Genomic DNA, 24,538 nt, shown 5'->3' with positions numbered 1-24,538 from the left:
GTAGTGATAGACACCACGCGGCACGCTCATTCTCCGACACGCAGGGCCGGATTACGCGACACGCGACGCTTGATCACGAGACACACGAGAACGGTTTTGCGACACGCGAGTTTCAATCTAGCGACACGCCGCGCTCATTCGGTACAGAAGATCGAAATCCGGGTGCCGACCGGGAAAATCCCGGTGGTCACCCGGATCGGAGAGCGTGGCTCGGCAAGATCAACTGGCTTGCGCCACGTCCAAACCCTTGGGGGCCGGGCGGGCGCGCCGCGGCCGGGCCGCCGCGGCCGGCAAGCCGAGTTTGGTCAGGTCACTGACCTCGGCGTTCGTGGCTCGATCGAGGTACTGCTGAACTTCCGGATCCGGCTCGAGCAGCTTGCGCAGCCGGTTCTCGACCCGTTCCATCACCAACGCGAACAGCATCAGTGCTATCGGAAACAGCACCACGGCGAGTCCTTGCATAGGGGTGAGTAAACACGCCGAAGGTCTCAGATGGAACACGGGGAGTGTGCAGCCCGGTTGTCGGGACCGGGTGGTTCCGTAAGGTGGACGCGTGCGTGTCACCGAATCCAAAGCGGCCGTTGACGGGGCCGGCCCGGGCGTTTCCGGCGCGACCGCGGCATCGGACAACGGGCCGGGCGGTGTCTCGGATGCGCCATCGGGGACGGCCCGGAATGTGGCGCGGCCCACCAAGGCTCGCAAACGCGACAAGGAAACTCGAATCGGATTGGTGCGCCGCGCCCGGCGCATGTACCGCGAACTCACCGTCGCCTTTCCCGACGCGCACTGCGAACTCGACTTCACCACCCCCCTCGAATTGGCGGTGGCGACAATCCTTTCCGCGCAATGCACCGACGTGCGGGTGAACATGACCACACCCGCGTTGTTTGCCAAGTACCGCAGCGCGCGCGATTACGCCGAGGCGAACCGGGCCGAGCTGGAGGAATACATCCGCCCGACCGGGTTCTATCGCAACAAGACCAGCTCGCTCATCGGGCTCGGCCAGGCACTGGTGGAACGCTTCGACGGCGAACTTCCCGGCACCCTGGAAGACCTGGTCACGCTGCCCGGCATCGGGCGCAAGACCGCGAACGTGGTCCTCGGCAATGCCTTCGGCGTCCCCGGCATCACCGTCGACACCCACTTCGGCCGGCTGGTCCGCCGCTGGGGCTGGACCACCGAGGAAGACCCGGTCAAGGTCGAACACGCCATCGGCGAACTGATCGACCGCAAAGACTGGACCATGCTCTCGCACCGCGTGATCTTCCACGGCCGCCGCGTCTGCCACGCCCGCAAGCCCGCCTGCGGCGCCTGCATCCTGGCCAAGGACTGCCCGTCCTTCGGCGAAGGCCCGACCGACCCCGTGACCGCCGCCAAACTGGTGAAGGGCCCCGAAACCGAGCATCTGCTCGAGCTGGTGGGGCTGTGAGCGCTGAGTCCCCGTCCGGCGGCGAGCCCGAGCCGTCCGGCCCGGAAGCGATGCCCGGAGCCAGGTGGCGATGGGCCGTCGCGGCTGTGGTGATCGCATTGGCGGTCGGCATCGTGGCGTGGTCGGTGGTCGGCGGGAAATCCGAGGACGACTCCGTTGCCGGTGTCTCGACCTCGGCCGGTAAGCCTGCGGTCGCGGCGGTTTCGGACGCCGATCGCGCGGCTGCCGCACTTGCCGGATGCCCGCAGCCCAGCGGTGCGCAGGTCGGTGACAGTCCGCTGCGTGGCATCACCTTGAATTGCATGGCGGACGGACGGCCCGTCGATCTGGCCGCCGCGCTCGCGGGCAAGCCCGCACTGTTGAACCTCTGGGCCTACTGGTGTGGGCCGTGCGCCGAGGAACTGCCGTTGCTGCAGCAATTCTCGAAGCAGGCGGGCAGCACGATCACCGTGCTGACCGTGCACAGCGATCCGGGCATCGCGAAGGGACTGGCGCGGCTCGCCGGTCTCGATATCCACCTGCCCGGGGTCGAGGATCCGAACTCGCAGGTGCGCACCGCTGTTCGCGCGCCCGCCGTGCTGCCCATCTCGGTGCTGGTGCGCGCCGACGGGACCGTCGCCAAGGTCGTGGTGCGCCCGTTCACCAGCGTCGATGACATCTCCGCCACCGTCGCGGCCGAACTCGGGGTGCGCGCGTGAGCGACCCGGCTCGGCGGCCGACCGCCCCGGAACCGAGCGCGCCAGCGATACTCGGTGATGTCTGCGGTGTGGCTTATGTGGTTGAGGTGTGTTGATGAGAATCGAGACGAACGGCCTGGCTGTACCGGGCTGGCTGCGCGGGGTGACCGAACACGATCCGGCCGACCCCAGCGGCGTGAATCCGGTGCTGCGACGGACCGCCATGCGGGCGCTCGGCGCGGTCGGCAAGACCCGCGAGGCGGCGGTGCTGGTGCTGTTCGGCGGCGCGCCGGAGGCGGATCCGCAAGGGCCGGGCGGGCTTCCGGGCGATGCGGACGTATTGCTCACCCAGCGGGCCGCCACCATGCGCACGCACAGCGGGCAGGTAGCCTTTCCCGGCGGCGGCGTCGAACCTCAGGACGACGGGCCGGTCAGCACCGCGCTGCGGGAGGCGTGGGAGGAGACCGGGGTCGATCCGGCCGGCATCGAACCGCTCGCCCTGCTACCCAAGATCTTCGTGCCGCCGTCGCGTTTCGACGTGACGCCGGTCGTGGCCTACTGGCGGACGCCGGGCGAGGTGGGCGTGGTCAGCGAGAACGAGGCCACCCGCGTGGTGCGGGTGCCGCTCTCGGAACTGCTGGACCCGGCCAACCGGTTCGTCGTCCGGCATCCGCTCGGATATATGGGTCCCGCCTTCGCGGTGGACGGGATGCTGGTGTGGGGCTTCACCGCGGGCGTGCTTGCCGGACTCTTCGCGGTGTCCGGCTGGGAAAACGAGTGGGACCACCATGATGTGCGTGATCTGCAGGCCTCGCTGGCCGCGGTTGGGATGACGTTATGAGTGCCTCTGGCTGGCTCGATATCGGGATCATCATTCTGGCGCTGCTGGCCGCCACCTCCGGGTGGCGGCAGGGCGCGGTCGCTTCGGCGCTCGCGTTCCTAGGCGTGGTGCTGGGTGCGGTCGCGGGCATTCTGATCGCCCCGCACATCCTGATCCACCTCAGTGAAGGCCGCAGCCGCGTGCTGGTGGGCGTGCTGCTCATCGTGGCGCTGGTGATCGTCGGCGAGGTCGCGGGCATGGTGCTGGGCCGCGCCGCGCGCAGCGGTATGCGCGACCCGTTCACCCGCAGTGTGGACAGCGTGGTCGGCGCGGGCCTGCAGGCGGTCGCGGTGCTCGCCACCGCCTGGCTGCTGGCGCTGCCGCTGACCAACTCCTCGCAACCGGGAATCGCGGCCGCGGTCAAGAACTCCCAGGTGCTGATCAAGGTGGACACGGTCGCGCCCGACTGGCTCCGCAAGATCCCCAACGAGTTCTCCAACCTGCTCAATACCTCCGGGCTGCCGGATGTCATCGGGCCGTTCGGCCGGGTGCCGATCGCGGCCGTGGAACCGCCGGACGCGAGCGTCCTGCAGCTCCCGGTGGCCCAGAATCTGCAGACGAGCGTGCTGCGCATCCGCGGCATCGCCCCGAGTTGCCAACGGCAGCTGGAGGGTTCGGGCTTCGTGGTCGCCCCGGAGCGCATCATGACCAACGCGCACGTGGTGGCGGGCACCAATTCGGTGTCGGTGGATGTGGCCGGCGGCAAGCTGGACGCCTCGGTGGTGCTGTTCGATCCGTCCAAGGACATCGCGATCCTGGCGGTGCCCGGGCTGACCGCACCGGTCATTCCGCTGGCCCCGCAGCCCGCGAGCTCGGGTGAATCGTCCATCGTGCTCGGCTATCCCGGCGGCGGCCGCTACACCGCCTCCGCGTCCCGCGTCCGCGAGACCCTGGACCTCAAGGGCCCCAACATCTATCGCGACGGCGAGGTGCAGCGCGAGGTTTACACCATTCGCGGCCAGGTCCGCGCCGGTAACTCCGGCGGCCCGCTGGTCGACACCGACGGCAATATCCTCGGCGTGGTCTTCGGCGCGGCGGTGACCGACGACGACACCGGATACGTCCTCACGCTCGACGAGGTGCGGCCGGAAGTGCAGGCGGCGCCGAATGTTTCGACTCCGGTCGGAACCGGGAGCTGTGTGCTCAGCTGAATCGGGAACGGGGCCCGCGCGAACAGCGCGGGCCCCGTTGCTTTTCCGGCGTCCTCAGTCGAGCAGTTTCGCCAGCTCGGCGGTGACGGCGTCCGGGTTCTCCTGATGGGCGTAGTGGCCCGAGTCCGGGATCGGCACGATGCGGCGGTTCGGCGCGAGTTCGCCGCCGCGCCGGATGGTGGCCGGCAGGATGTAGCGGTCGCGATCGCCGTAGAGCGACAGCACCGGCACCTGGATGGGTTCGCTCATGGCCGCCATGAAGCGCGCGCCGTCGGGACGCCATTGCGAGCGGAAAGCCCAGCGCTGGTATTCCAGCGCGCAGTGGGCGGCTCCGGCCACCCGGATGGCGGTGCGCATGCGGCGGGCCGTATCGGCGAATTCGGGCGTGGCGGACCAGCGTTCGCCCGCGCGTTCACGCAGCAGGCGTTCGATCTCGTAGCCGTCGTGCGCGGTGATGAGGCGTTCGCCGTAGCGGGGGAGCTGGTAGCGCAGGAAGTTCGGCAGCCAGGACGCGCGCTGGCGGCGATCGCGCAGTACGGCGCGTTTCAGGGCTACCGGGTGCGGTGAACTCACCAGCGCGATGGAGCGCACCAGGCGCGGATGCAGTACGGCGGTGGCCCAGCAGACCAGGCCGCCTTCGGCGTGTCCGACGAGCGTGGCATCGGTGTGGCCGAGGGCGCGGATCAGGCCCGCCACATCACCCGCGAGGGTCCAGCCGTCGTAGCCGCGCGGCGGTTTGTCGCTGTCGCCGTACCCGCGCAGATCCACCGCCACCGCGCGATACCCGCGTTCGGCCAGCCCGGTCAGCTGATGCCGCCACGACCACCAGAAATCGCCGAATCCGTGCAGCAGCACCACCAGCGGCGTGTCGGGATCCGCGTAGGCCGCGCCACTGGCGGGCACGGCCTCGGCGACATGGAAGCGAATGCCGTTGGCATGCACGTCCCGATGGATCCACGGTCCGTCATAACGGACGGCGGACGGATCCGGCAGCGAATTCGACGACACGCCGAAGGAGCGTAATCGAAGAACTAGTTCCGGTAGGTGTCGAGCTGCGCCGGAGCGTCGGCCTCGTGCTTACCGTGACCGCTGAAACCGCTGGGCACCAGGGTCTTCGCTTCCTTCAGCGATTCGATGGTCTTCTCCGGCGCGCGCAGTTTGCGCACCTTGAGATAGCCGAGCAGGCCGAACAGCGCCACCGCCACGATCATCAGCAGGAAGACGATGAGGAACGCCAGCCAGCGGTACACCCACACATCGAGCAGCTCGGCCAGGAAGAAGAAGAAAAAGAACGAGCTGAACAGCAGCACGGTCAGCGCGGCGATGAAGTAGACGCTGCCCTGCAGCCCCTTCTTGATCTCACCGGTCACCTCGGCCTTGGCCAGTTCGACCTCGGCGCGCACCAGCGTGGACATCTGCTCGCTGGCATCGCGCACCAGGTCGCCGAAGCTCTCCTGGCGAGAATCGACACCGGACAACGGAATCGAGGTGATGGTGCGGGGGCGACGCCCGTCCTGCCCGTTACCGCCCTGTGTGAAGCTCAATTGCCCGACCCTTCTCCGTCGTCCCGGTACTGCTCCGGTGGTCACTGTTGATCTTGCAGCGCCCGCTCGTCGCGTCGTGCCTGGTGAGCACGGCCACGACGCAACAGTAGCGCCGAACCCGCCAGGGAAGCCGCCAATGACGTCAGCAACACCGCTGCTTTCGCGAGTTCGGCCGCCGACCCGTCGCCGACATCCTCCAGTGCGAGTTCTGCCACCAAGAGGCTAACGGTGAAGCCGATCGCGCCTAATACCGAGAGGGCGAACATGTCCCGATAGCCGAGATCCTTGGGCTTGACCGCGATGCCGACACGCACTGCGAGCCAGCTGAATCCGAAGATGCCGACGGTCTTGCCGACCAGCAGGCCCAGGATGACGGCCAGCGAGAGCCGGTCGGTGAACAGCTTCGAGAACACCTGCGAATCCAGCGGCACGCCGGAGGCGAAGAGCGCGAACAGCGGCACGCACACCGCCGCCGAGATGGGCTGGAAGAAGTGCTCCAGCCTGGCCGCGGGCACACAGTGCTCGTCCTCGTCCGGATCCGGCCGCACCCGGGTCAGCAAGCCGCACGCCACGCCCGCCAGCGTCGGATGAATCCCGGCCTCGTGCAGGGCGTACCAGGACAGCAGGGCCAGCGGCACGTAGAGGAAGGGGGTGCCGACGCGGAACTTCTGCCCGACCGCCCAGGCGATGAAGCAGAGCAGCGCGACCAGCAGCCACAGCATCTTCACGGTGGTGGTGAACAGCACCGCGATCAGGATGATGGCGATCAGATCGTCCACCACGGCCAGGCTGAGCAGGAACACCCGCGCGCCGGCCGGGATCCGCGAGCCGGTCATGGCCAGCACCGCCAGCGCGAAGGCGATATCGGTGGCCACCGGAATCGCCCAGCCGCGATCCATGCCGTCCACGCCCCAGCCGACGCTCATGGCGATGAGCGCGGGCATGAGCACGCCGCCGAACGCGGCCACGATGGGCAGGGTGGCGCTCTTGCGATCGGCCAGCTCGCCCACCACCAGTTCGCGTTTGAGCTCCAGGCCGGCGACGAAGAAGAAGACCGCGAGCAGACCGTCCTTGGTCCAATCCGCCAGGGTCAGATCCAGATGCAGCGCGGGAATGGCCAGCTTGGTGTCGACCATGGTCGTGTAGCTCGCTCCCCAAGGGGAGTTGACCCAGATGAGGGCGGCGGCCGCGGCGATGAGAAGCAGTGCGCCGCCGAAGGTTTCGGTCCGTAGGTATCTGGCTAGCTCCGAGCGGACCTGGACAATCACGTGCACACCTTTCGGTCGGTCGGTCGACGAAAAAGCGGCGTGCGTAACCAATCCATCGAAGGTAGGCACAACCGCATGCCGACCAGACTTCCCGGCACACCTTTTGCGCAATTCTAACGGTTTGCCGGGAACTTCTTGACCACCCCGTGCGCGAATCCGCCCGAACCCGCAGGTCACGGGGGCTGCTTTCGCTCAGCGCGACACGGCCCCCTGACCGTCAGGTCAGGGGGCCGTCAATTCCCTCGCGCGTCCGAGGGCTACGCCTTACCGGCCCGGATGGCCTCGAAAACGTTGGGGTCCACCAGGGTTGAGGTGTCGCCCAGCTCGCGGCCCTCGGCCACGTCGCGCAGCAGGCGGCGCATGATCTTGCCCGAGCGTGTCTTGGGCAGCTCCGGGACCACGTGGATCTCGCGCGGCTTGGCGATGGGGGAGATCTCGCGGGAGACCTCGTCCTTGAGCTCCTTGACCAGATCCTCGCCGGTGTCCTTGGCCTCGGCGGTCAGGATCACGAAGGCCACGATGCCCTGGCCGGTGGTGGCGTCGGAGGCGCCGACGACCGCGGCTTCGGCTACGCCGGAGTGCCCGACCAGCGCGGATTCGACCTCGGCGGTGGAGATGCGGTGGCCGGAGACGTTCATGACGTCGTCGACGCGGCCCAGCACCCACAGGTCGCCGTCGGTGTCGAGCTTCGCGCCGTCACCGGCGAAGTACCAGCCCTGGTCGGCGTACTTGGACCAGTAGGTGTCCTTGGAGCGCTCGTTGTCGCCCCAGATGCCGCGAAGCATGGAGGGCCAGGGCTGATCCAGGACCAGGTAGCCGTTGGCCTCGGTCTCGCCGAGTTCGACCTCACGGCCTTCCTCGTCGACGACCTTGGCGGAGATGCCCGGCAGGGGAGTCATGGCCGCGCCCGGTTTGGCGGCGGTGACGCCCGGCAGTGGGGAGATCATGATGGCGCCGGTTTCGGTCTGCCACCAGGTGTCCACGATGGGGGTCTTGTTGCCGCCGACGACTTCGCGGTACCAGCGCCAGGCTTCGGGGTTGATCGGTTCGCCCACGGAGCCGAGCAGGCGCAGGCTCGACAGGTTGTGGGATTCGGGGATTTCCCGGCCCCATTTCATGAACGTGCGAACCAGGGTGGGAGCGGTGTAATAGATGCTGACACCGTACTTTTCGATGATTTCCCAATGCCGGTGCTCGTTCGGGAAGTTCGGGGTGCCCTCGTAGACGACCTGGGTGACGCGGTTGGAGAGGGGTCCGTAGACGATGTAGGAGTGCCCGGTGACCCAGCCGATGTCGGCGGTGCACCAGTAGACGTCTTGTCCGGCCTTGTGGTCGAAGACGTAGTGGTGGGTGTAGGAGGCTTGGGTGAGGTAGCCGCCGGAGGTGTGCAGGATGCCTTTGGGTTTTCCGGTGGTGCCGGAGGTGTAGAGGATGAACAGCGGGTGCTCGGCGTCGAAGGCCTGCGCCTCGTGCTCGGGCGAAGCGAGAGAGACGGTTTCGTCCCACCACAGATCCCGGCCCTCGGTCCACGGCACGTCCAGCCCGGTCCGGCGCACCACCAGCACATGCTCGACGCTGCTGCCCTCGGCCGAAAGCGCGTCGTCCACAGCGGTTTTCAGCGGCGCGGCGGAACCCCGGCGCCACTGCCCGTCGGTGGTGACGACCAGCTTGGCCTGTGCGTCGTCGACCCGCTGGCGCAGCGCGCTCGGGGAGAACCCGGCGAACACCACCGAGTGCGTCAGCCCCAATCGCGCCGAAGCCAGCATGGCCACAATCGCTTCCGGCACCATCGGCATGTAGATGGCGATGCGGTCCCCGGCCTCCAGGCCGAGCGCGGTGAAGTAGTTCGCGGCTCGCGACACCTCGGCCAGCAGTTCGGCATAGGTGATGTCACGGGAATCCCCGGGCTCGCCCTCCCAGTGGATGGCGACCTGGTCCCCGTGCCCGTCCAGCACATGGCGGTCGACACAGTTGTAGGCGACGTTCAGTTTGCCGCCCACGAACCACTTGGCGAAGGGCGCGTCGTCCCAGTCCAGCACCCGGGTCCACGGCTCGTGCCAGTGCAGCCGCTGCGCCTGCTCGGCCCAGAAGCCCTCGCGGTCGGCGGCGGCCCGATCGTAGAGAGAGGCGTCGCCGTTGGCGGCGGCCGCGAACTCGGCGCTCGGCGGATAGGCATCCAGGTGATCGGCGGTTTCGGTCATCTCGTCTCTTCTTCTCTCGCGTCTCGGCCGGCGGGGGTGACCGCGGCCACGTTCGACCCTAACCGACTGTGACCTGCGTCGGGTTCGCCCGTCCGGTTCGGTCTCACTCGGCGGATCGTGAGGGTTTTCACGTCCGCGCGCGGGGCTCGGCCTCCGGCGTGTCGCGCGCGAAGTCCGGACTATCAGGACAACGGCGCGGAACCCACGTAACGTCGGCTCCTAACTTTCCAGGCTCTGTATGACCGAACCGTGAACCGAATCGGGGGCGCAGGTGGAACTGGCGAAACCGGCTTTACGCCGAGGCGCGGTCGCGCTGGCCGTGGTGCTGGCCCTGCTTTCCGCGGTCCTCTCCGGCTGCACCATCAAGCCCGTGTTCGGCGACATGATCGCGGTCAACGGCAGTGAGCCGCAGAATCCGCTGATTCCGTCCAATACCAACGAGAACGGCGGCGGGCGGATCGTGGACCGGCTGTGGGCCGGGTTGCGGTACATCGACGCCAAGGGGGCGCTGCACGACGAGGTCGCCGAATCCATCGAGACCAGCGACCGGCAGCACTATCGGATCCGGTTGAAGGAAGGCTGGACCTTCAGCGACGGATCACCGGTCACCGCAAGGTCTTTCGTGGACGCGTGGAACTACGGCGCACTGGTCACCAACGCTCAGCTGCAGAGCTACACGTACGCGCCCATCGCCGGATTCGCCGATGTGCAGGCGGATCCGCCACGGGCACAGACCATGTCGGGGTTGAAGGTGATCGACGACCGCACCTTCACGGTGGATCTGATCGCGCCGACCATCGACTTCCTGACCCGGTTGGCGTACGCGCCGTTCTATCCGCTGCCGGAGTCGGCGTTCAAGGACATGCAGGCCTACGGGCAACATCCGATCGGCAACGGCCCCTATCGGCTCGCCGACGGTGACGCCTGGCAGCACGACGTGCAGCTGACCGTGGTGCCGAACGAGCGCTACAAAGGCGGGCGGCCGCCGCACAACAAGGGCCTGACCTTCGTCTTCTACTCCAACTTCGATGCCGCGTACTCGGATCTGCTGGCCGACAACCTGGACGTGCTCGACACCATCCCGGACAGCGCGGTCTCGGTGTTCAAGAAGGATCTCGGCGAACGTGCGGTCGAAGCGCCGACGGCGCAGAACCAGTGGATGGGCGTTCCGCTGGACCTGCCGCACTTCACCGGGGCCGAGGGACTGCTGCGGCGGCAGGCCATTTCGATGGCCATCGACCGCGCTCAGATCGGGCAGAAGATCTTCCACGGCACCCGCCTGCCCGCCCGCGACTTCACCTCCCGGGTGCTGCCGGGGTTCGACGGGAACCTGCCGGGTTCGGAAGTGCTCGACTACAACCCCGACGAGGCGCGGCGGCGCTGGGCGCAGGCGAACGAGATCGCGCCCTGGAGTGGGCGATTCGAGTACGCCTACAACGCCGACGGCGGCCATCAGGCGTGGATCGACGCGGTGGCCAACAGCATTCGCAATACCTTGGGCATCGAAGCGGTGGGCGCGCCGTACCCGACCTTCAAGCAGCTGCGCGATCAGATCACGCACAAGACCATCGGCAAGGCGTTCCGGTACGGCTGGCAGGGCGACTATCCGACCATGCTGCAGTTCCTGGAACCGGCGTTCCTGTCCGGTTCGGAGACCAATGACGTGGGCTACAACAGCCCCGAGTACGACGGCCTGATCGCGGCGGCGGAGGCGGCGCCGACCCTGGAGGAATCCTGGCGGGTGGTCGGACGGGCGCAATCGCTGCTGCTGCGGGACCTGCCGACGGTGCCGATCTTCGACTACATCGCCTCGTCCGGATATTCCAAGCGGGTGCGGTCGGTCGCCATCACCTGGAACGGGCTGGCCGACTTCGAGAACCTCGAGCTGAAATGAGCGGCGCATGACCTGGTACATAGTGCGGCGGCTGCTGCAGATGATCCCGGTGTTCTTCGGCGCGACCCTGCTCATCTACTTCCTGATCTGGAAGGTGAGCGGCGGATCGGTGACCGCGCTGGCGGGCCAGCGCACGCTCACCCCGGCGCTGGAAGCGCAGTTGAAGGCGCAGTACGGGCTGGATCAGCCGTTCTGGCAACAGTATCTGCACTATCTGAAGGGCATCTTCACCTTCGATCTGGGCACGTCCTATTCCGGTAGGCCGGTGAAAGACGTACTGGCGCACGCCTTCCCGATCACCTTCCGGCTGGCGCTGCTCGCGGTGTTCTTCGAGGCCGTGTTCGGCATCTTCTTCGGCGTGATCGCGGGCCTGCGCAAGGGCGGCTGGTTCGACTCCACCATGCTGGTCGCCAGCCTGGTCGTGATCGCCATGCCGATCTTCGTCATCGGCTTCCTGGCGCAGTTCCTGTTCGGCGTGAAATGGCATATCGCGCCCGTGACGGTCGGTTCCGACGTGAGCATCCCGCGGCTCATCATGCCCGCGCTGGTGCTCGCCTCGCTGTCCTTCGCCTACGTGCTGCGGCTGACCCGGAACTCGGTGGCGGAGAACAAGGACGCCGATTACGTGCGCACCGCGACCGCCAAGGGGCTCACCCGGCGGCGCGTGGTGGTCGTGCACATTCTCCGGAACTCGCTCATCCCGGTCATCACTTTCGTCGGTGCGGACCTGGGCGCGCTCATGGGCGGGGCCATCGTCACCGAGGGCATCTTCAATATCCCGGGCGTCGGCGGCACGCTCTACCAGGCCGTGGTGCGCGGTGAGGCGCCGACGGTGGTGTCCTTCGTGACCGCGCTGATCGTCGTCTTCCTCATCTCCAACCTGATCGTGGACCTGCTGTACGCCGTGCTCGACCCACGGATCCGCTATGCCTGAACGGGAGCCGCCGATGCTGGAAAAGGATGCGCCACAGGGTGATCCGCGGCCCGGGCAGCAGCGCTGGGTGGCGCCGCCCGACGAGGTGGAGGTGGTCACCACCGACAAGGTCGAGGTGCACGGCGCCCCCGCCGGCTTCTGGGGGTCGGCGTGGCGGCAGCTGCGGCGCAAACCGCTCTTCCTGGTGGCGGTGGCGATCATCGCGCTGGTGGTGCTGGTCGCGGCATTCCCGGGCCTGTTCACCGGACAGGATCCGCGGTACTGCGTGGTCGACTACAGCCTGGTCGGGCCCAGCCGGGACCACTGGTTCGGCTACGACCTGCAAGGGTGCGATATCTACGCGCGCACCATCTACGGGGCGCGGGCGTCGGTGCTCACCGGCATCGGGGCGACACTGCTGTTCCTGCTGGTCGGCGGGACCCTCGGGGCGCTGGCGGGATTCTATGGGGGACCGCTGGATTCGGTGATCTCGCGAATCGCCGAGATCGTGTTCGCGATCCCGCTCATGCTGGCCGCCATCGTGCTCATGCAGCTGGCCGGGCATCGCACCATCTGGGTGGTGATCGCGATTCTGGCCGCCTTCACCTGGCCGCAGGTGGCGCGCATCGCCCGCGGCTCGGTGCTCTCGGCCAAGGGCAGCGACTATGTGCTGGCCGCACAAGCCTTGGGCGTCAGCAGGTTTCGCATTCTGCTGCGGCACATCCTTCCCAATGCGCTCGGTCCGGTGATCGTGGTGACCACCATCTGGCTGGGCGTCTTCATCGTCACCGAGGCCACCCTGTCGTTCCTCGGCGTCGGCCTGCCGCCCACCGAAGTGTCCTGGGGCGCGGATATCGCGGCCGGCCAACGGCAGTTACGGGCCGGCTCGCTCATCCTGTTCTATCCGGCGACCGCGCTGGCGCTGACCGTACTCGGCTTCATCATGCTCGGCGATGCGCTGCGCGACGCCCTCGATCCGAAGGAGCGGCGATGACTGCGCCACTGCTCGAAATCCGGGATCTGCGGGTGTCTTTCGGCTCCGGGGACCGGCGGGTCGAAGCCGTGCGCGGCGTCGATCTGACGGTGTATCCGGGGCAGACCGTGGCCATCGTGGGGGAGTCGGGGTCCGGGAAGTCCACCACCGCGCACGCGGTGATCGGGCTGCTGCCCGGCACCGGACGGGTGGAATCCGGGCAGATTCTCTTCGACGGCAAGGATCTCGCCGCCGCGTCGGCCGCCGAGCTGGTGGCGGTGCGCGGCAACGGCATCGGGTTCGTGCCGCAGGATCCGATGTCCAATCTGGACCCGGTGTGGAAGGTCGGCTTCCAGATCGCGGAAACCCTGGCTGCCAACGGCATTGCGCGCGGCCGGGCCGCCCGGCAGCGTGCCGTCGAACTGCTGGCCGAAGCCGGGATCGCCGACGCGGAACAGCGGGTGAACCAGTACCCGCACGAATACTCGGGCGGTATGCGGCAGCGTGCGCTGATCGCCATCGGCTTGTCGGCGCGGCCGAAACTGCTGATCGCCGACGAACCCACTTCCGCGCTCGATGTCACCGTGCAGCGGCAGATCCTCGACCATATCGACGGGCTGACGAAGGAACTCGGCACCGCGGTCCTGCTCATCACCCACGATCTGGGGCTGGCGGCCGAACGGGCCGAACATCTGGTCGTCATGTATCGCGGGCGGGTGGTGGAATCCGGTCCGGCACTGGCGATCCTGCGCGATCCGCAACACGAGTACACCCGCCGGCTGGTCGACTCCGCCCCGTCCATCGCCTCGCAGCGGCTCTCGGCCGTCCGCACCCGCGCCAAGATCCGGGAACTCGCCGAAGACGTCGCCGCCGCGGAAACCGAAGGCGCGCAACCCGATGACATCCTGGTTGCCGACGCGCTCACCAAGCGCTACCGCATTCGCGGCTCGGTGCCCTGGAAGCACACCGAACTCGTTGCCGCCGATCAGGTTTCCTTCCGCCTGCGCCGGGGGACCACCACCGCGCTGGTAGGTGAATCGGGTTCCGGCAAGACCACCGTGGCCCAAATGGTGCTCGGCCTGGTGCCGCCCACCTCGGGCGCGGTCACTTTCGACGGCCGCGATGTCGCCGATATGGCTGAACGGGCGCCCCTGGCTTTCCGGCGCCGCGTCCAGCCGATCTTCCAGAACCCGTACGGCTCACTGGATCCGTCGTACTCGATCCATCGCACCATCGTGGAACCGTTGCGCACGCACGGCATCGGCACCCGCGCCGAACGTGATGCCCGTGTCCGCGAACTCCTGGAACTCGTCGCCCTCCCCACCTCCGTCGCAGACCGCTACCCCGGCGAACTGTCCGGCGGCCAGCGCCAGCGCGTGGCCATCGCCCGCGCCCTCGCCCTGGAACCCGACCTCGTTGTCTGCGACGAAGCCGTCTCCGCCCTCGACGTCCTCGTCCAAGCCCAGATCCTGCAACTCCTCAACGAGCTCCAAGCCGAACTAGGCCTCTCCTACCTGTTCATCACCCACGACCTCGCCGTGGTCCGACAGATCGCCGACAACGTGGTCGTCATGCAGCAGGGCCGCGTCGTCGAGGCCGCCACCACCACCGAAGTCTTCGACAACCCGCAATCCGACTACACCCGCCGCCTCCTGGACGCCATCCCCGGCCGCGACCTGTTGGTGAGCTGACAGCCCCATAGGACTCGTATCGAAAAGTGACAACTGATCTCACGCCGCTCGGGGTAACTCCCCGGGTACGCCCAAAATGGTGTCGGCACCCGACCGCAGGCTCGCATACGCCACTGTTCACGTCCCCCGAGCCGCGCGCTGAAGTCCCGGAGAGGCGGGACAGCTAGCCTCTGTGGGGTGACCGATCCGCTCCAGCCTCTCGTCGATCTGCCCGGCGTCCGCGAAGCCGCCGACAAGGCCCGCGACGCCCTCGCCGAAGTGCATCGCCATCGGGCGAACCGGCGCGGCTGGCCCACCACCGCGGCGGAAGCGGCGGTCCGCGCGGCCCGCTCCTCGGCGGCCATCGAGGGCGGCACCATCGACCTCCCCGCCGACGGCAATGTCGAAGACCCGATCCTCGCCGGCGCCCTGCGCGTCGGCCAGGCCCTCGACGGCGAAGCCCTCACCAACCTGGTGGCCGTTTGGCAGCGCGCCCCCCTGCAGGCCCTGGCCCGCCTCCACCTGCTCGCCGCCGCCGACCTCGTCGAGGACAAGGACCTCCTGGGCCGCCCCCGCAATGTCCCCGGCGTGGCCGAACGCCTGGACCTCCTCACCCAGACCATCACCACCACCAAGGCCCCCGCCCCGGTAATCGCCGCCGTCGTGCACGGAGAACTGCTCTCCCTCAAGCCTTTCGGCACCGCCGACGGCATTGTCGCCCGCGCCGCGTCCCGCCTGGTAGCCGTCTCCACCGGCCTCGACCCCCACAGCCTCGGCGTTCCGGAAGTCTTCTACCTGCGCCGCCACCAGCCCTACCTCGACGCCGCCGCCTCCTTCGGCATGGGCACCCCCGAAGGCGTAGGCGGCTGGGTCCTGTTCACCTGCGGGGCCCTCGAAGACGGCGCCCGAGAAGCCCGCTCCATCGCCGACTCCGCCGTCAACTGATCCGAATCGGTCAAGAACCCTTACGGCCCATCGGAATTCCGGCGGGCATCAATTCGCGTCGGAACGCGATTCGGGGTACGGGGCGGAGCCCGAGAATCGTGAGGGGGCACGGGGCGGAGCCCCGAGAATCGTAAGGGGGTTCGGGGGGCGAAGCCCCTGAGAGTCCCGAGAGTTGGGCTTACACACATCAAAGCGGGCGGCGTTGTCGCGAAATTGCGACCTCACCGCCCGCTAGCACGGACTACCTGGTTACCAAGCGTGCTCATCGGGTTGTGTTCCGGCCTCGGCGAGCTCTCCGGAATCCGCTGGTTCATCCCCGCATCGTGCGAGGCCCTCGCCCTCGAAATCCCGGATAACGCAGGCCCACAACACTCGTGCCCTTGTCGCGGCGTGCTCCGCGTGGGTGCCTGGTGTCCGTGCTGGGAAGGGTGGGATGGGAGGTCGGACCTTCTCTTCCGGTCCGGTCTTGGCCTTCCGTCCTTCCGTGCCTCCATTGTTACCCCGTGACCGCCGTCACATCAAGAGCTGGGGAAACTTTCAAATATCCGGCGTGTCTCGCAATTTTGCGTATGGCGTTTCGCGCAATGGCGCATTAACGCCGCCGGCGGAGCAATCGGTAGCTGAGCGCCCCCGCCGCCACCGCCCCCAACCCCACCGCCACGCTCGCCGCGACGGTCGTGGTGGTCGGCGCGGGCAGCCGCGCCCACAGCGATACCGGATTGGAGAAGGTGAGAATCGGCCACCCGTGCGCCTGCGCCTCGCGCCGCAGCCCGCGGTCCGGATTCACCGCGGTGGCATGCCCGACCGCGTTCAACATCGGCAGATCGGTCACGGAATCGGAGTACGCATAACAGCGCGCCAGGTCGTAACCGTATTGCGCCGAAAGCCTTTTCATCGCTTCGACTTTGCCCTCGCCGTAGCAGTAGAACTCGACTTCGCCCGCGTACCTGTTGTTTTCGATCACCATGCGGGTGGCGGCGAAATGATCGGCGCCCAGCGCCGCCGCGATCGGCGCCACGACTTCCTCGCCCGAAGCCGACACGATGATCACGTCGTGGCCCCGAATCCGGTGGTCGGCAATGAGATCCGCCGCCTCGGCGTAAATCAGCGGATCGACGATGTCGTGCAGCGTCTCGGCGACGATCGAGCGCACTTGCCCCACGTCCCAGCCCGCGCACATCTTGGTGAGGTGCTCGCGCATGCGCTCCATCTGGTCGTGGTCCGCGCCGGAGAGCAGAAACAGGAAGTGCGCGTAGCTGCTTTCCAGGACCGCACGCCTGCTGAGCAGGCCTTGGTCCAGGAAAGGCTTACTGAACACGAAGGCGCTCGACCTGGCGATCACCGTTTTGTCGAGATCGAAGAAGGCGGCGACTCGTCCGCGCTCGGCTGTCACGTGGTCCAGAATATGTTTCGCGGATGACAGATGTGCGTCTCGGTAGCTTTTGCCCGAGTTAGCCAGGCGGAAGCCGAAGGGTGTCGGCGGGAAAAAGACTCGCCGGGCGGACTTGCAAACCTGGCGGGTCATGGGTGTAGTATTGCCGTTACCTGGACATGGTCCAGGCGCGTTCAGCCCGACCCCCCGGGGCTGAACCCGACGGCCCCAGCCTCCTCCCCCCCCGGCTGGGGCCGTCCTCTATTTCCGGACAGTTCGGTTGTTCCCATCGCCGAATTTCAACTTGTCCACACCTCGCGTGTTATCCACACTCGCCGATCGGCCGCTGTTATCGCTCGCCTTTCGGCGCGACGCTGACCTGCATGGACAACCACCCCGCCGCCGGCGCTCCGGCTCTGGTCCTTCTCACCGCGATTCCGTTGCGCGAAGAGATCCGGCGCATCGCCGCCGCGGCCGACCAGCCCCTCGACGAACGTCCCGCTCTGCCGGGCCGCCACCCCTGGACGGCCGCGCCGGTGATCATCCTCGACGCCCCCTCCGCACGTAACTGCGTAGCCGCCGGACACCCCCGCCGACCCGGAATCGTCCTGGTAACCGCCGAGGAACCGAGTTTGCTCGACTGGCAGACCGCCACCGCCGTCGGCGCCGAACAGGTGCTGCGCCTGCCCGCCGAATCGGACACCCTCATCACCGCCTTCACCACCCACCACCAGCGCTCTCACACCCGAGGCGCGGTAGTCGCCATAGCCGGGGCCTGCGGCGGAGCCGGCGCATCCACCCTTGCCGCCGCCGTCGCCCTCACGGCCGCCACCCACTACCGCGACCGCACTCTTCTCATCGACGCCGCCCCTTACGGCGGCGGTCTCGACCTACTTCTCGGCATCGAACAAAACCCGGGCTTGCGCTGGCCCGACCTCGCTATCGAAAACGGCCGCATCTCCGCCGTCGCCCTCCACCAGGCCCTCCCCACCATCTCGGGGGTGTCCGTACTTTCCTGCGGAAGAGGCGGGACGCCAACAGGATTCGACGCAACTGCGTCAGCGTTCATGGCTGAGACCGTCCAGCCGCCCTCGATCGCCTCCACATCGAGCCATCCTCTCAAGGCCGCCACACCCCGGGCTTTCTGCGGAACCACCGGGAAACACGAAGTCCCACTTGGGCAATCCGCATCCCAGTCCCCGAATGAGCAACCCTCCGTGAACGCGGGACTCTCTCCGGCCGGCGTAGCCGCCGTAATCGAAGCAGGCCGCTCGGCAGGCGATCTCGTGGTCTGCGACCTCTCCACCGAACGCGCCCCACACGCCGACGTGATCCTGGAAGCCGCAGACCTCACCGTCCTGATCACCCCCGCCCGCCTTCGCGCGATAGTCGCCGCCGAATCCGTCCGCGACTACCTGCTCACCCGAAACCCCAACGCAGCCCTCATAGTTCGCGGTCCCGCCCCCGGCGGCCTGCGCGGCTCCGACATAGCGACCACCCTCGCCCTCCCTCTCCTGGCCGCCGTCCCACCCCAGCCCGGTCTCCCCGAGCGCCTCGAACGCACCGGCCTCACCGTCAACCGCCGCGGCCCCCTCCGAACCGCTGCCGCCGCCATCCTCGAAGCCCTCCCACTCCCCGCCACACCTCGTCGAGCGCCCGCCATGCGCCGCTCGACTCCGCGCCGCAGACCGCCCACGTCCACATGCACCCCCGCCCACACCGGCCCCATTACATCCAACACCCCCATCGCGGAGGCACTCCGATGACCGTCTCACTCACTAAAAAGTCCGACCCGCAACGCAATTCGGCAAAAACGCCGGGTGTACCGCCGCTCGCGGCGGAACCCGCATCCCGATCCGGCACCGGGATGGGCTCCCGCATCGATCTCACAGGTGAGTCCCGAACTGACATGGTGGCAATGGCACGAACCGCCACAGCGGCTGTTGCACGGACTTGCCCGGCGGCGCCGGCGCAGTCTGATATGCCCGCTGAGTCTCGAACCGACGCAGCCGCGGAATTACGCAACGGTGTGGTGGGAGAGCCCCGCAACGCTGCGGTGGGAGAGTCCCGCAGTGATGCGGTGGCAGACCCGCGCAGCGGCGAGGTTGGAGAGTCGTGCAACGCTGCGGCGGCAGACCCGCGCAGCGATGCGGTGGGGGAGTCGCGTGCCGAGGCCACGTGGGAGTCGCGGGTGAGTGCTCCGGGCGAGTGCCGGACCGGCTCGGCGGCAGGGTGCTTCGGCCCTAGGCGCGCATGATGAGTGCTCTGGTGAACGCCGAGCTCTTGGATCGCGTACGGGATCGGCTCGCGGAGGGCGCGGGTGAGGTGGATCCGGCGCGAGTCGCGGCGGCGCTTCGCGCCGAGGCCGGCGGCATGCTCGGCGATACGGATCTGCTGCGCGCCCTGCGGCTCTTGCAGACCGAGATGACCGGGGCGGGGGTGCTGGAGCCCCTCCTGCACGATCCGGAGGTCGCGGACGTGCTGGTCACCGCGCCCGATGCGGTCTGGGTGGATCGCGGGCGCGGGCTCCGGCGCACCACGGTGCGGTTTCCAGACGAAGCCGCCGTGCGCAGGCTCGCACAGCGTCTCGCCCTCTCGGCGGGAAGGCGCCTCGACGACGCGCAACCGTGGGTGGACGGACGTTTGTCAGGAACCGAAGCGGCCCTGGGTAATTCGTTCGGCGTGCGATTGCATGCGGTGCTCTCACCTATAGCCCACGGCGGAACCTGCCTGTCCCTGCGCGTATTACGACCAGCTGCACAGGGTTTGGACGCTTTGGCTGCGGCAGGCGCGGTGCTTCCCGAAGCGAAAGCGCTGCTGGAGAACATCATCCGAGCCCGTCTCGCGTTCCTCGTCATCGGTGGAACGGGCGCGGGAAAAACTACCCTGCTGTCCGGACTTCTCGCCAAGGTTGATCCCGCTGAACGCATCATCTGTGTAGAGGACGCCGCCGAACTCGCCCCACCCCACCCCCACGTGGTCCGCCTGGTCGCCCGGCCCGCCAATGTCGAAGGCGCAGGCGAGGTTACGGTCCGCGACCTGGTCCGCCAAGCCCTCCGAATGCGCCCCGACCGTCTCGTAGTAGGCGAGGTTCGCGGCCCCGAGGTCGTCGACCTGCTGACCGCCCTCAACACCGGTCACGACGGCGGCGCCGGCACGGTCCACGCCAACTCCCCACGCGAGGTCCCGGCCCGCCTCGAAGCCCTCGCAGCCCTGGGCGGCATGTCCCGCGCCGCCCTCCACAGCCAATTGGCCGCCGCCATCCAAGTGGTGCTTCACGTCCATCGCGACCCCGACGGTACCCGCACCCTCCGCGAAATCGGCCTGGTCACCCCCACCGAAACCCAGGTCCGCATCACCCCCGCCTGGTCCGCCCGCGGCCAGCCCGCCCCCGCCGCTCCCACCCTGCACCGCCTGATCGCCGAAAGGACCGACCGATGACAAGCCAGAACCCCTCCCGCTCCGACCGCTCCCGCTGGTTGCCGGATCTCGCTGTGCCGGACACCGCGCGTGGCCGGAAACATCCGGATCTCCGTCGGGGCAAGCCGTATTGGTGGCGCCCGTCGCAGCCGCCGGGGCTACCTCGACGTTGGCGGTTCGGCCATCGGAGCTCGATGCCCGACGGTCACCGCGGGTGGTCTCCCGAGGACAACTTGGGTGGCAAAGGCGGTACGTGATGGTGGGGATCGCACCATTCCCCGCGGCGTTGGGTTGCATCGCAGTCGCGCTGGTAGCACTGCCTGCTCCCGCCGCGCGGCGACGTTTCGATGCGATGTTCCGTGCCCCGGTGCGGTCACGAAAGCGCCGGATTGGCCGGGTGATTCAGCTGTCGGCGTTCCTCGCACCGGTCGCGGTGATCGTTCTCGGCGTCGGCCCGATGCTCGCGGCGATCTCCTTGGCAGGAACCTTCGGTCTGCGGCGTCGAAGAGGCGTCCGGGAGCGCGGCCGGACCGAGGGTTGCGCGCAGCTGCTCGAAGGTCTGGAGGCGGTGATCGGCGAGCTGCGTATCGGCGCACATCCGAGTGCGGCCGCCGCGATCGCGGCGCGGGAAACGGAAGGCGAAGTGGCGCACGCTTTCGCGGTGAGCGCCGCGCGGAGCCGGCTGGGTGGCTCCGGCGCGGACGGCCTACGCCAATCCGAAGCCGCGGTGGCACAGGAACTGTCGCGAATCGCCGAAGCCTGGCGAGTCGCGGAGGACCACGGGCTGGCCCTCGCCGAACTGCTAGCCGCAGCCCGCCTGGACCTATTGGGCCGCCGCCGCTTTCGCGATCGCACCCGCGCCGCGCTAGCCGGCGCCCGCGCAACCGCAGCAGTCCTGGCCCTGCTCCCGCTCATCGGAATCGCCCTGGGCCAGCTGATGGGAGCAGCACCGCTGAACATCCTGTTCGCCAGCCCAGCGGGCGCCTTCCTGCTCCCCCTGGGCACCGCCCTCACCTGCGTCGGCCTCCTCTGGACCGACGCGATCACCGAACGAGTCCTGCGATAACGCCACCAGCTCGCCCCGCTCGTCCCGCTCGACCAACTCGCCGCGGTCGACTGGTCTGTCCCGCTCGGTCAGCTCGACCGGCTTGTCCCGCTCGGTCAGCTCGACCGGCTTATCCCGCTCGCCTCGCGCGTCCCGGTCGGCTCGCTCGACCGGCTTGGCCGACGCGTCCCACTCGACCGGCTCGGCCTGCTTGCACGCTCGATCGGCTCGGTCGGCCGGAACGGCGTGGTGGCCGTGCTGGAACTGCGGCTAAGCCCACTGCCGAAGCCGTTGGCCGACAACGTCCGCATGGTGGACCTCCCTCCTGGAAAGGAATTGAAGATGAAGTACGTAAGGCCCGGCTGGATCCGGAAACAGGGCGACACCTTGGCCGCTCATGCTCGGCCGCAGGTTGTGCAGTGCTCGAACTGGCGGCGGCGAAGTCGCGGGGCGGAGATTCCGGGTGCTGCGGGGCCGGATGCCGGCGGTCCGCAGGCATGGCAGGCCGCTGTTCGGTGTCAGGGCAAGGCAATTCGGTGAAGACGCACCTGAGGTGTCCAGACGGCTCGTCTCATCATTCCGGTCGGGCTGCTGGTGCCCCGCCGACTGGTGGTCGTGTTCGGAGGCGAATGTCTGGGAGTGCAGCGGTGTCCGGCGCATCCGGTGCCGGTGGGCAGTACTGCGCGACCGACGGCCGTGACCTCTGGTTGCGGAGCGACGAACTGATCGGACTGCCGATGCCGAGTGCGGCACCGCTCGGATCGCTCGTGTGGGCTGCTGCCATCCTCTGGAACGGCGGCCGGCGATGACCCCGACCGCGTGTACCCGCGTCGTCGGTGCCGTGGACCTGTCGAGCGTGGCTCATCAGCGCACAAAGGCGTTGCCATGAACGCCCTTTCGATATCGGCACTGTGCTGCGCGCTCGCTCTGCTGCTCCTCCCCGGACGGGACGGGGCAGTACGGCGGTTACGGAGACTGCGGCAAACGCCGAGGCGGAAGCCCGGGGCGAGTGGGCGATCCGCGCGACCGGCCCACGATCCGCTGGCCGGCGCCGGTGCGCTCGATCTGTTCGCGGCCTGTCTGAGAGCCGGTCTGCCGACAGCGACCGCTGCCGCCGCAGTAGCCCCGGCGGCTCCGGAACCACTGCGGTCGGTACTACGGCGGGCGGCGGATCTGCTGTCCCTGGGAGCCGATCCCGTGGCGGCATGGGAGCAGGCGGCGGCCGGGCGTGCGGATGAGACAGCGGCCGCGCTGGCCCGAATGGCGCGACGGTCCGCTCGCTCCGGAGCCGGATTGGCCACCGCGGTAACCGAATTGGCCGAACGGAAGCGCGCCGAGGCCGAGGACGCCGCAGCGGCGCGCGCGGAACGAGCCGGGGTACTGGTAGCCGGTCCCCTGGGCCTGTGCTTCCTACCGGCCTTCGTATGCCTGGGCATCGTGCCGGTGGTGATCGGGCTCGCGGGCCGTGTATTGGGCGGAGGCCTGCTGTGACCGGCGACGAAACGGAAAGGCGGCGATCGGCCAGCCTCGCGACGACGGAACACGCTGCCAGGCAACGACTGCCGGTCAGTGGTGGGCGAATTCGAGTGAACGTCGGTGCGGGCGCGGGACGGCTGCGCCGGTCCACAAGAAGGGTCGCCCGTCGGTACGGCTGTGTCCGCGCGGGACGGCTGTGCCGGGCTGCGGGAGGGGCCGTTCATCGGAGCGACTGTGTATGTGCGGGACGGCTGTGTCGGACTGCGGGAGGGGCCCTTCATCGGAGCGACTGTGTATGTGCGGGACGGCTGCGCCGGACCACGAGAGCGGTTGCTCGATGGAACGACTGTGCCCGTGTGGAAGAGCTGTGCCGTTCTCCGAGAGGGGGTGCGTGTCGGAACGACTGTGTTTGTGGGGGACTGCTGCGCCGGATTGCGAGGCGGGGCGGCCGGCGGAATGGCTGTGCTGGCGCGGGACTGCCGCGTTGGACCGAGAGAAAGGATGAGTGTGGGGATGACTGTGCGGGAGTTGGGGTGGTGGCTGCGGGTGCGGCTGGTGGAGGCGGCGGTGGGGGAGGAGGGGATGAGTACGGCGGAGTATGCGATCGGGACTATTGCGGCGGCGGCGTTCGGGGCCGTGTTGTACGCGGTGGTGACCGGGGACAGCATCGTCAATGCCTTGACCAAGATCATCGACAAGGCGTTGAAGACTTCGGTGGGGTGAGGGCGGCTGGGCGCGGGCTGGAGGACGAGGCCGGGCTGGCGACCGTGGAGGGGGCGATCGCGCTTGCCGCTCTTGTCACGGTGCTGGTGTTGTGTGTCGGCGCGTTGTTGACGGCATCGGCACAGGTGCGTTGTGTCGATGCCGCTCGGGAGGCGGCGCGATTGACGGCGCGCGGGGAAACCGAGCGGGCGGTGGTGATCGCGAAGCGGGTGGCGCCGCCCGGGGCGACCGTTGGGGTGCGGGCGGACGGTGAACTGGTGGTCGCCACGGTCAGTGTTTCCGCGCCGATGCTGCCGATCACCTTGCGGGCGGAAGCTGTGGCGGCTCGGGAGCCGGGGGTGAGCGGTGACGAGTCGAGGGAGCGGGGTGGATAGGCGCGCTGGCGTGGGGCCGGCGCGGCTCGAGGCCGGCGGCGCGCGCTGGGCGGCGACACTCCGGGCTCGTCACGGTGCGAGGTTCGGTTCCGATACCGGGGGCGTGACGATTACCACGTGTCTGGCACTGCTGGCCGTGCTCGCGGTCACGGTGTCGATGGCGCAGATCGGGGTGGCCGTCGTCGCCCGGCACCGGATGCAGGCCGCGGCGGATCTGGGTGCGCTGGCCGCGGCGGGCGGATTGGCCGGCGGCGGGTCCGCCGGATGCGCGAAGGCCTCGGACATCGTGCGGCGGATGGGCGGGCGATTGATCGAGTGCGTGCCCGCGGATTGGGATGTGACGGTCACTACGGAAGCGCGAGTGTCACTCGGACCACTCGGCGTGCGAGTGGTGTACGGCGTCGCTCGCGCGGGACCGGTGGATTGGGAGTTGCGCGAACAAAGGTAACAATCTCGTACCGAGCGGTTGGTTAGAAATGCGATGGCGTGGCCCACACGCCGGGGTGATCAATGTCGAAATTCGATGAAAGTGCGAGTCGAATGGATTGGGTATCGATCACTTTCGCATTCGCTCCGTAAGACG

22 protein-coding genes are annotated in these 24,538 nt (G+C 68.3%); 16 read left to right on the top strand and 6 right to left on the bottom strand.

What is annotated here, in order from left to right; translation table 11 throughout:
• Positions 1–219: 219 nt before the first annotated feature.
• Positions 220–462 (bottom strand): hypothetical protein, encoded by a 243-nt coding sequence (locus tag LTV02_RS29625; protein WP_067718579.1) that lies wholly within the window; start codon positions 460–462, stop codon positions 220–222.
• Between the two features lie 286 nt (positions 463–748).
• Between LTV02_RS29625 and nth the strand changes: the two genes are divergently transcribed.
• The 4 genes from nth to LTV02_RS29605 all read left to right on the top strand — a co-directional run bounded on the left by nth (position 749) and on the right by LTV02_RS29605 (position 4,137).
• A complete protein-coding gene (gene nth / locus LTV02_RS29620; protein ID WP_233041747.1) occupies positions 749–1,429 on the top strand; it encodes an endonuclease III in 681 nt (226 codons plus the stop codon).
• A 50-nt stretch (positions 1,430–1,479) separates the two neighbouring features.
• Positions 1,480–2,127, top strand: coding sequence for a TlpA family protein disulfide reductase (locus LTV02_RS29615; protein WP_233041746.1), 648 nt, complete (start codon positions 1,480–1,482; stop codon positions 2,125–2,127).
• Between the two features lie 94 nt (positions 2,128–2,221).
• Positions 2,222–2,947: an NUDIX hydrolase gene (locus LTV02_RS29610; RefSeq protein WP_067718582.1), complete on the top strand. Its 726-nt coding sequence runs from the start codon at positions 2,222–2,224 to the stop codon at positions 2,945–2,947.
• On the top strand, positions 2,944–4,137 hold the full coding sequence (locus LTV02_RS29605; RefSeq protein WP_067718585.1) for a MarP family serine protease: 1,194 nt from the start codon (positions 2,944–2,946) through the stop codon (positions 4,135–4,137). The genes LTV02_RS29610 and LTV02_RS29605 overlap by 4 nt, the downstream gene beginning before the upstream one ends.
• A gap of 54 nt (positions 4,138–4,191) precedes the next feature.
• Here LTV02_RS29605 and LTV02_RS29600 read toward each other — a convergent pair whose 3' ends face one another.
• The 4 genes from LTV02_RS29600 to acs all read right to left on the bottom strand — a co-directional run bounded on the left by LTV02_RS29600 (position 4,192) and on the right by acs (position 9,150).
• Entirely contained in the window at positions 4,192–5,145 is a 954-nt protein-coding gene (locus tag LTV02_RS29600) for an alpha/beta fold hydrolase (protein ID WP_233035089.1), read from the bottom strand.
• A gap of 23 nt (positions 5,146–5,168) precedes the next feature.
• Positions 5,169–5,681 (bottom strand): phage holin family protein, encoded by a 513-nt coding sequence (locus tag LTV02_RS29595; RefSeq protein ID WP_067718590.1) that lies wholly within the window; start codon positions 5,679–5,681, stop codon positions 5,169–5,171.
• Positions 5,682–5,722: 41 nt separating this feature from the next.
• A complete protein-coding gene (nhaA, locus tag LTV02_RS29590) occupies positions 5,723–6,949 on the bottom strand; it encodes a Na+/H+ antiporter NhaA (protein WP_233035088.1) in 1,227 nt (408 codons plus the stop codon).
• A gap of 257 nt (positions 6,950–7,206) precedes the next feature.
• The gene (gene acs / locus LTV02_RS29585) at positions 7,207–9,150 is read right to left on the bottom strand and encodes an acetate--CoA ligase (RefSeq protein ID WP_233035087.1); all 1,944 of its coding nucleotides are present in this window, start codon (positions 9,148–9,150) and stop codon (positions 7,207–7,209) included.
• 382 nt (positions 9,151–9,532) lie between these two features.
• Here acs and LTV02_RS29580 point away from each other — a divergent pair, with 382 nt between their 5' ends.
• The 5 genes from LTV02_RS29580 (at position 9,533) to LTV02_RS29560 (ending at position 15,545) form a co-directional block, all read left to right on the top strand.
• Positions 9,533–11,044: a peptide ABC transporter substrate-binding protein gene (locus tag LTV02_RS29580; protein ID WP_233041745.1), complete on the top strand. Its 1,512-nt coding sequence runs from the start codon at positions 9,533–9,535 to the stop codon at positions 11,042–11,044.
• A gap of 7 nt (positions 11,045–11,051) precedes the next feature.
• Complete coding sequence (locus LTV02_RS29575) at positions 11,052–11,978, top strand: ABC transporter permease (RefSeq protein ID WP_067718595.1); 927 nt, start codon at positions 11,052–11,054, stop codon at positions 11,976–11,978.
• Positions 11,979–11,991: 13 nt separating this feature from the next.
• The gene (locus LTV02_RS29570) at positions 11,992–12,951 is read left to right on the top strand and encodes an ABC transporter permease (protein WP_408639428.1); all 960 of its coding nucleotides are present in this window, start codon (positions 11,992–11,994) and stop codon (positions 12,949–12,951) included.
• On the top strand, positions 12,948–14,621 hold the full coding sequence (locus tag LTV02_RS29565; RefSeq protein WP_233035085.1) for a dipeptide ABC transporter ATP-binding protein: 1,674 nt from the start codon (positions 12,948–12,950) through the stop codon (positions 14,619–14,621). Before LTV02_RS29570 ends, LTV02_RS29565 begins: the two co-directional genes overlap by 4 nt.
• 177 nt (positions 14,622–14,798) lie before the next feature.
• On the top strand, positions 14,799–15,545 hold the full coding sequence (locus tag LTV02_RS29560; RefSeq protein ID WP_067718603.1) for a Fic family protein: 747 nt from the start codon (positions 14,799–14,801) through the stop codon (positions 15,543–15,545).
• Positions 15,546–16,137: 592 nt separating this feature from the next.
• Here the strand turns inward: LTV02_RS29560 and LTV02_RS29555 are convergent.
• Positions 16,138–16,947 (bottom strand): HAD family hydrolase, encoded by an 810-nt coding sequence (locus LTV02_RS29555; protein WP_408639427.1) that lies wholly within the window; start codon positions 16,945–16,947, stop codon positions 16,138–16,140.
• A gap of 353 nt (positions 16,948–17,300) precedes the next feature.
• Here LTV02_RS29555 and ssd point away from each other — a divergent pair, with 353 nt between their 5' ends.
• The 7 genes from ssd (at position 17,301) to LTV02_RS29520 (ending at position 24,403) form a co-directional block, all read left to right on the top strand.
• Positions 17,301–18,683 carry a septum site-determining protein Ssd gene (gene ssd, locus LTV02_RS29550; protein ID WP_233035083.1) on the top strand — a complete coding sequence of 461 codons (1,383 nt, stop codon included), beginning with the start codon at positions 17,301–17,303 and terminating at the stop codon, positions 18,681–18,683.
• Between the two features lie 490 nt (positions 18,684–19,173).
• Positions 19,174–20,358 carry a TadA family conjugal transfer-associated ATPase gene (locus tag LTV02_RS29545; protein WP_233035082.1) on the top strand — a complete coding sequence of 395 codons (1,185 nt, stop codon included), beginning with the start codon at positions 19,174–19,176 and terminating at the stop codon, positions 20,356–20,358.
• Between the two features lie 376 nt (positions 20,359–20,734).
• Complete coding sequence (locus tag LTV02_RS29540) at positions 20,735–21,403, top strand: type II secretion system F family protein (RefSeq protein WP_233035081.1); 669 nt, start codon at positions 20,735–20,737, stop codon at positions 21,401–21,403.
• 864 nt (positions 21,404–22,267) lie between these two features.
• On the top strand, positions 22,268–22,873 hold the full coding sequence (locus tag LTV02_RS29535; RefSeq protein WP_233035080.1) for a type II secretion system F family protein: 606 nt from the start codon (positions 22,268–22,270) through the stop codon (positions 22,871–22,873).
• Between the two features lie 498 nt (positions 22,874–23,371).
• Positions 23,372–23,581: a DUF4244 domain-containing protein gene (locus tag LTV02_RS29530; protein WP_233035079.1), complete on the top strand. Its 210-nt coding sequence runs from the start codon at positions 23,372–23,374 to the stop codon at positions 23,579–23,581.
• Positions 23,578–23,955, top strand: a complete 378-nt coding sequence (locus LTV02_RS29525; RefSeq protein WP_233035078.1) for a TadE family type IV pilus minor pilin — start codon at positions 23,578–23,580, stop codon at positions 23,953–23,955. The genes LTV02_RS29530 and LTV02_RS29525 overlap by 4 nt, the downstream gene beginning before the upstream one ends.
• A gap of 103 nt (positions 23,956–24,058) precedes the next feature.
• The gene (locus LTV02_RS29520) at positions 24,059–24,403 is read left to right on the top strand and encodes an Rv3654c family TadE-like protein (protein ID WP_233035077.1); all 345 of its coding nucleotides are present in this window, start codon (positions 24,059–24,061) and stop codon (positions 24,401–24,403) included.
• The last annotated feature ends 135 nt before the right edge of the window (positions 24,404–24,538 follow it).

This window comes from Nocardia yamanashiensis (genome assembly GCF_021183565.1).
Lineage (GTDB): Bacteria > Actinomycetota > Actinomycetes > Mycobacteriales > Mycobacteriaceae > Nocardia > Nocardia yamanashiensis.
Note: the sequence above shows the minus strand (reverse complement) of the source record. Positions and strands in the feature narration are given on the sequence as shown.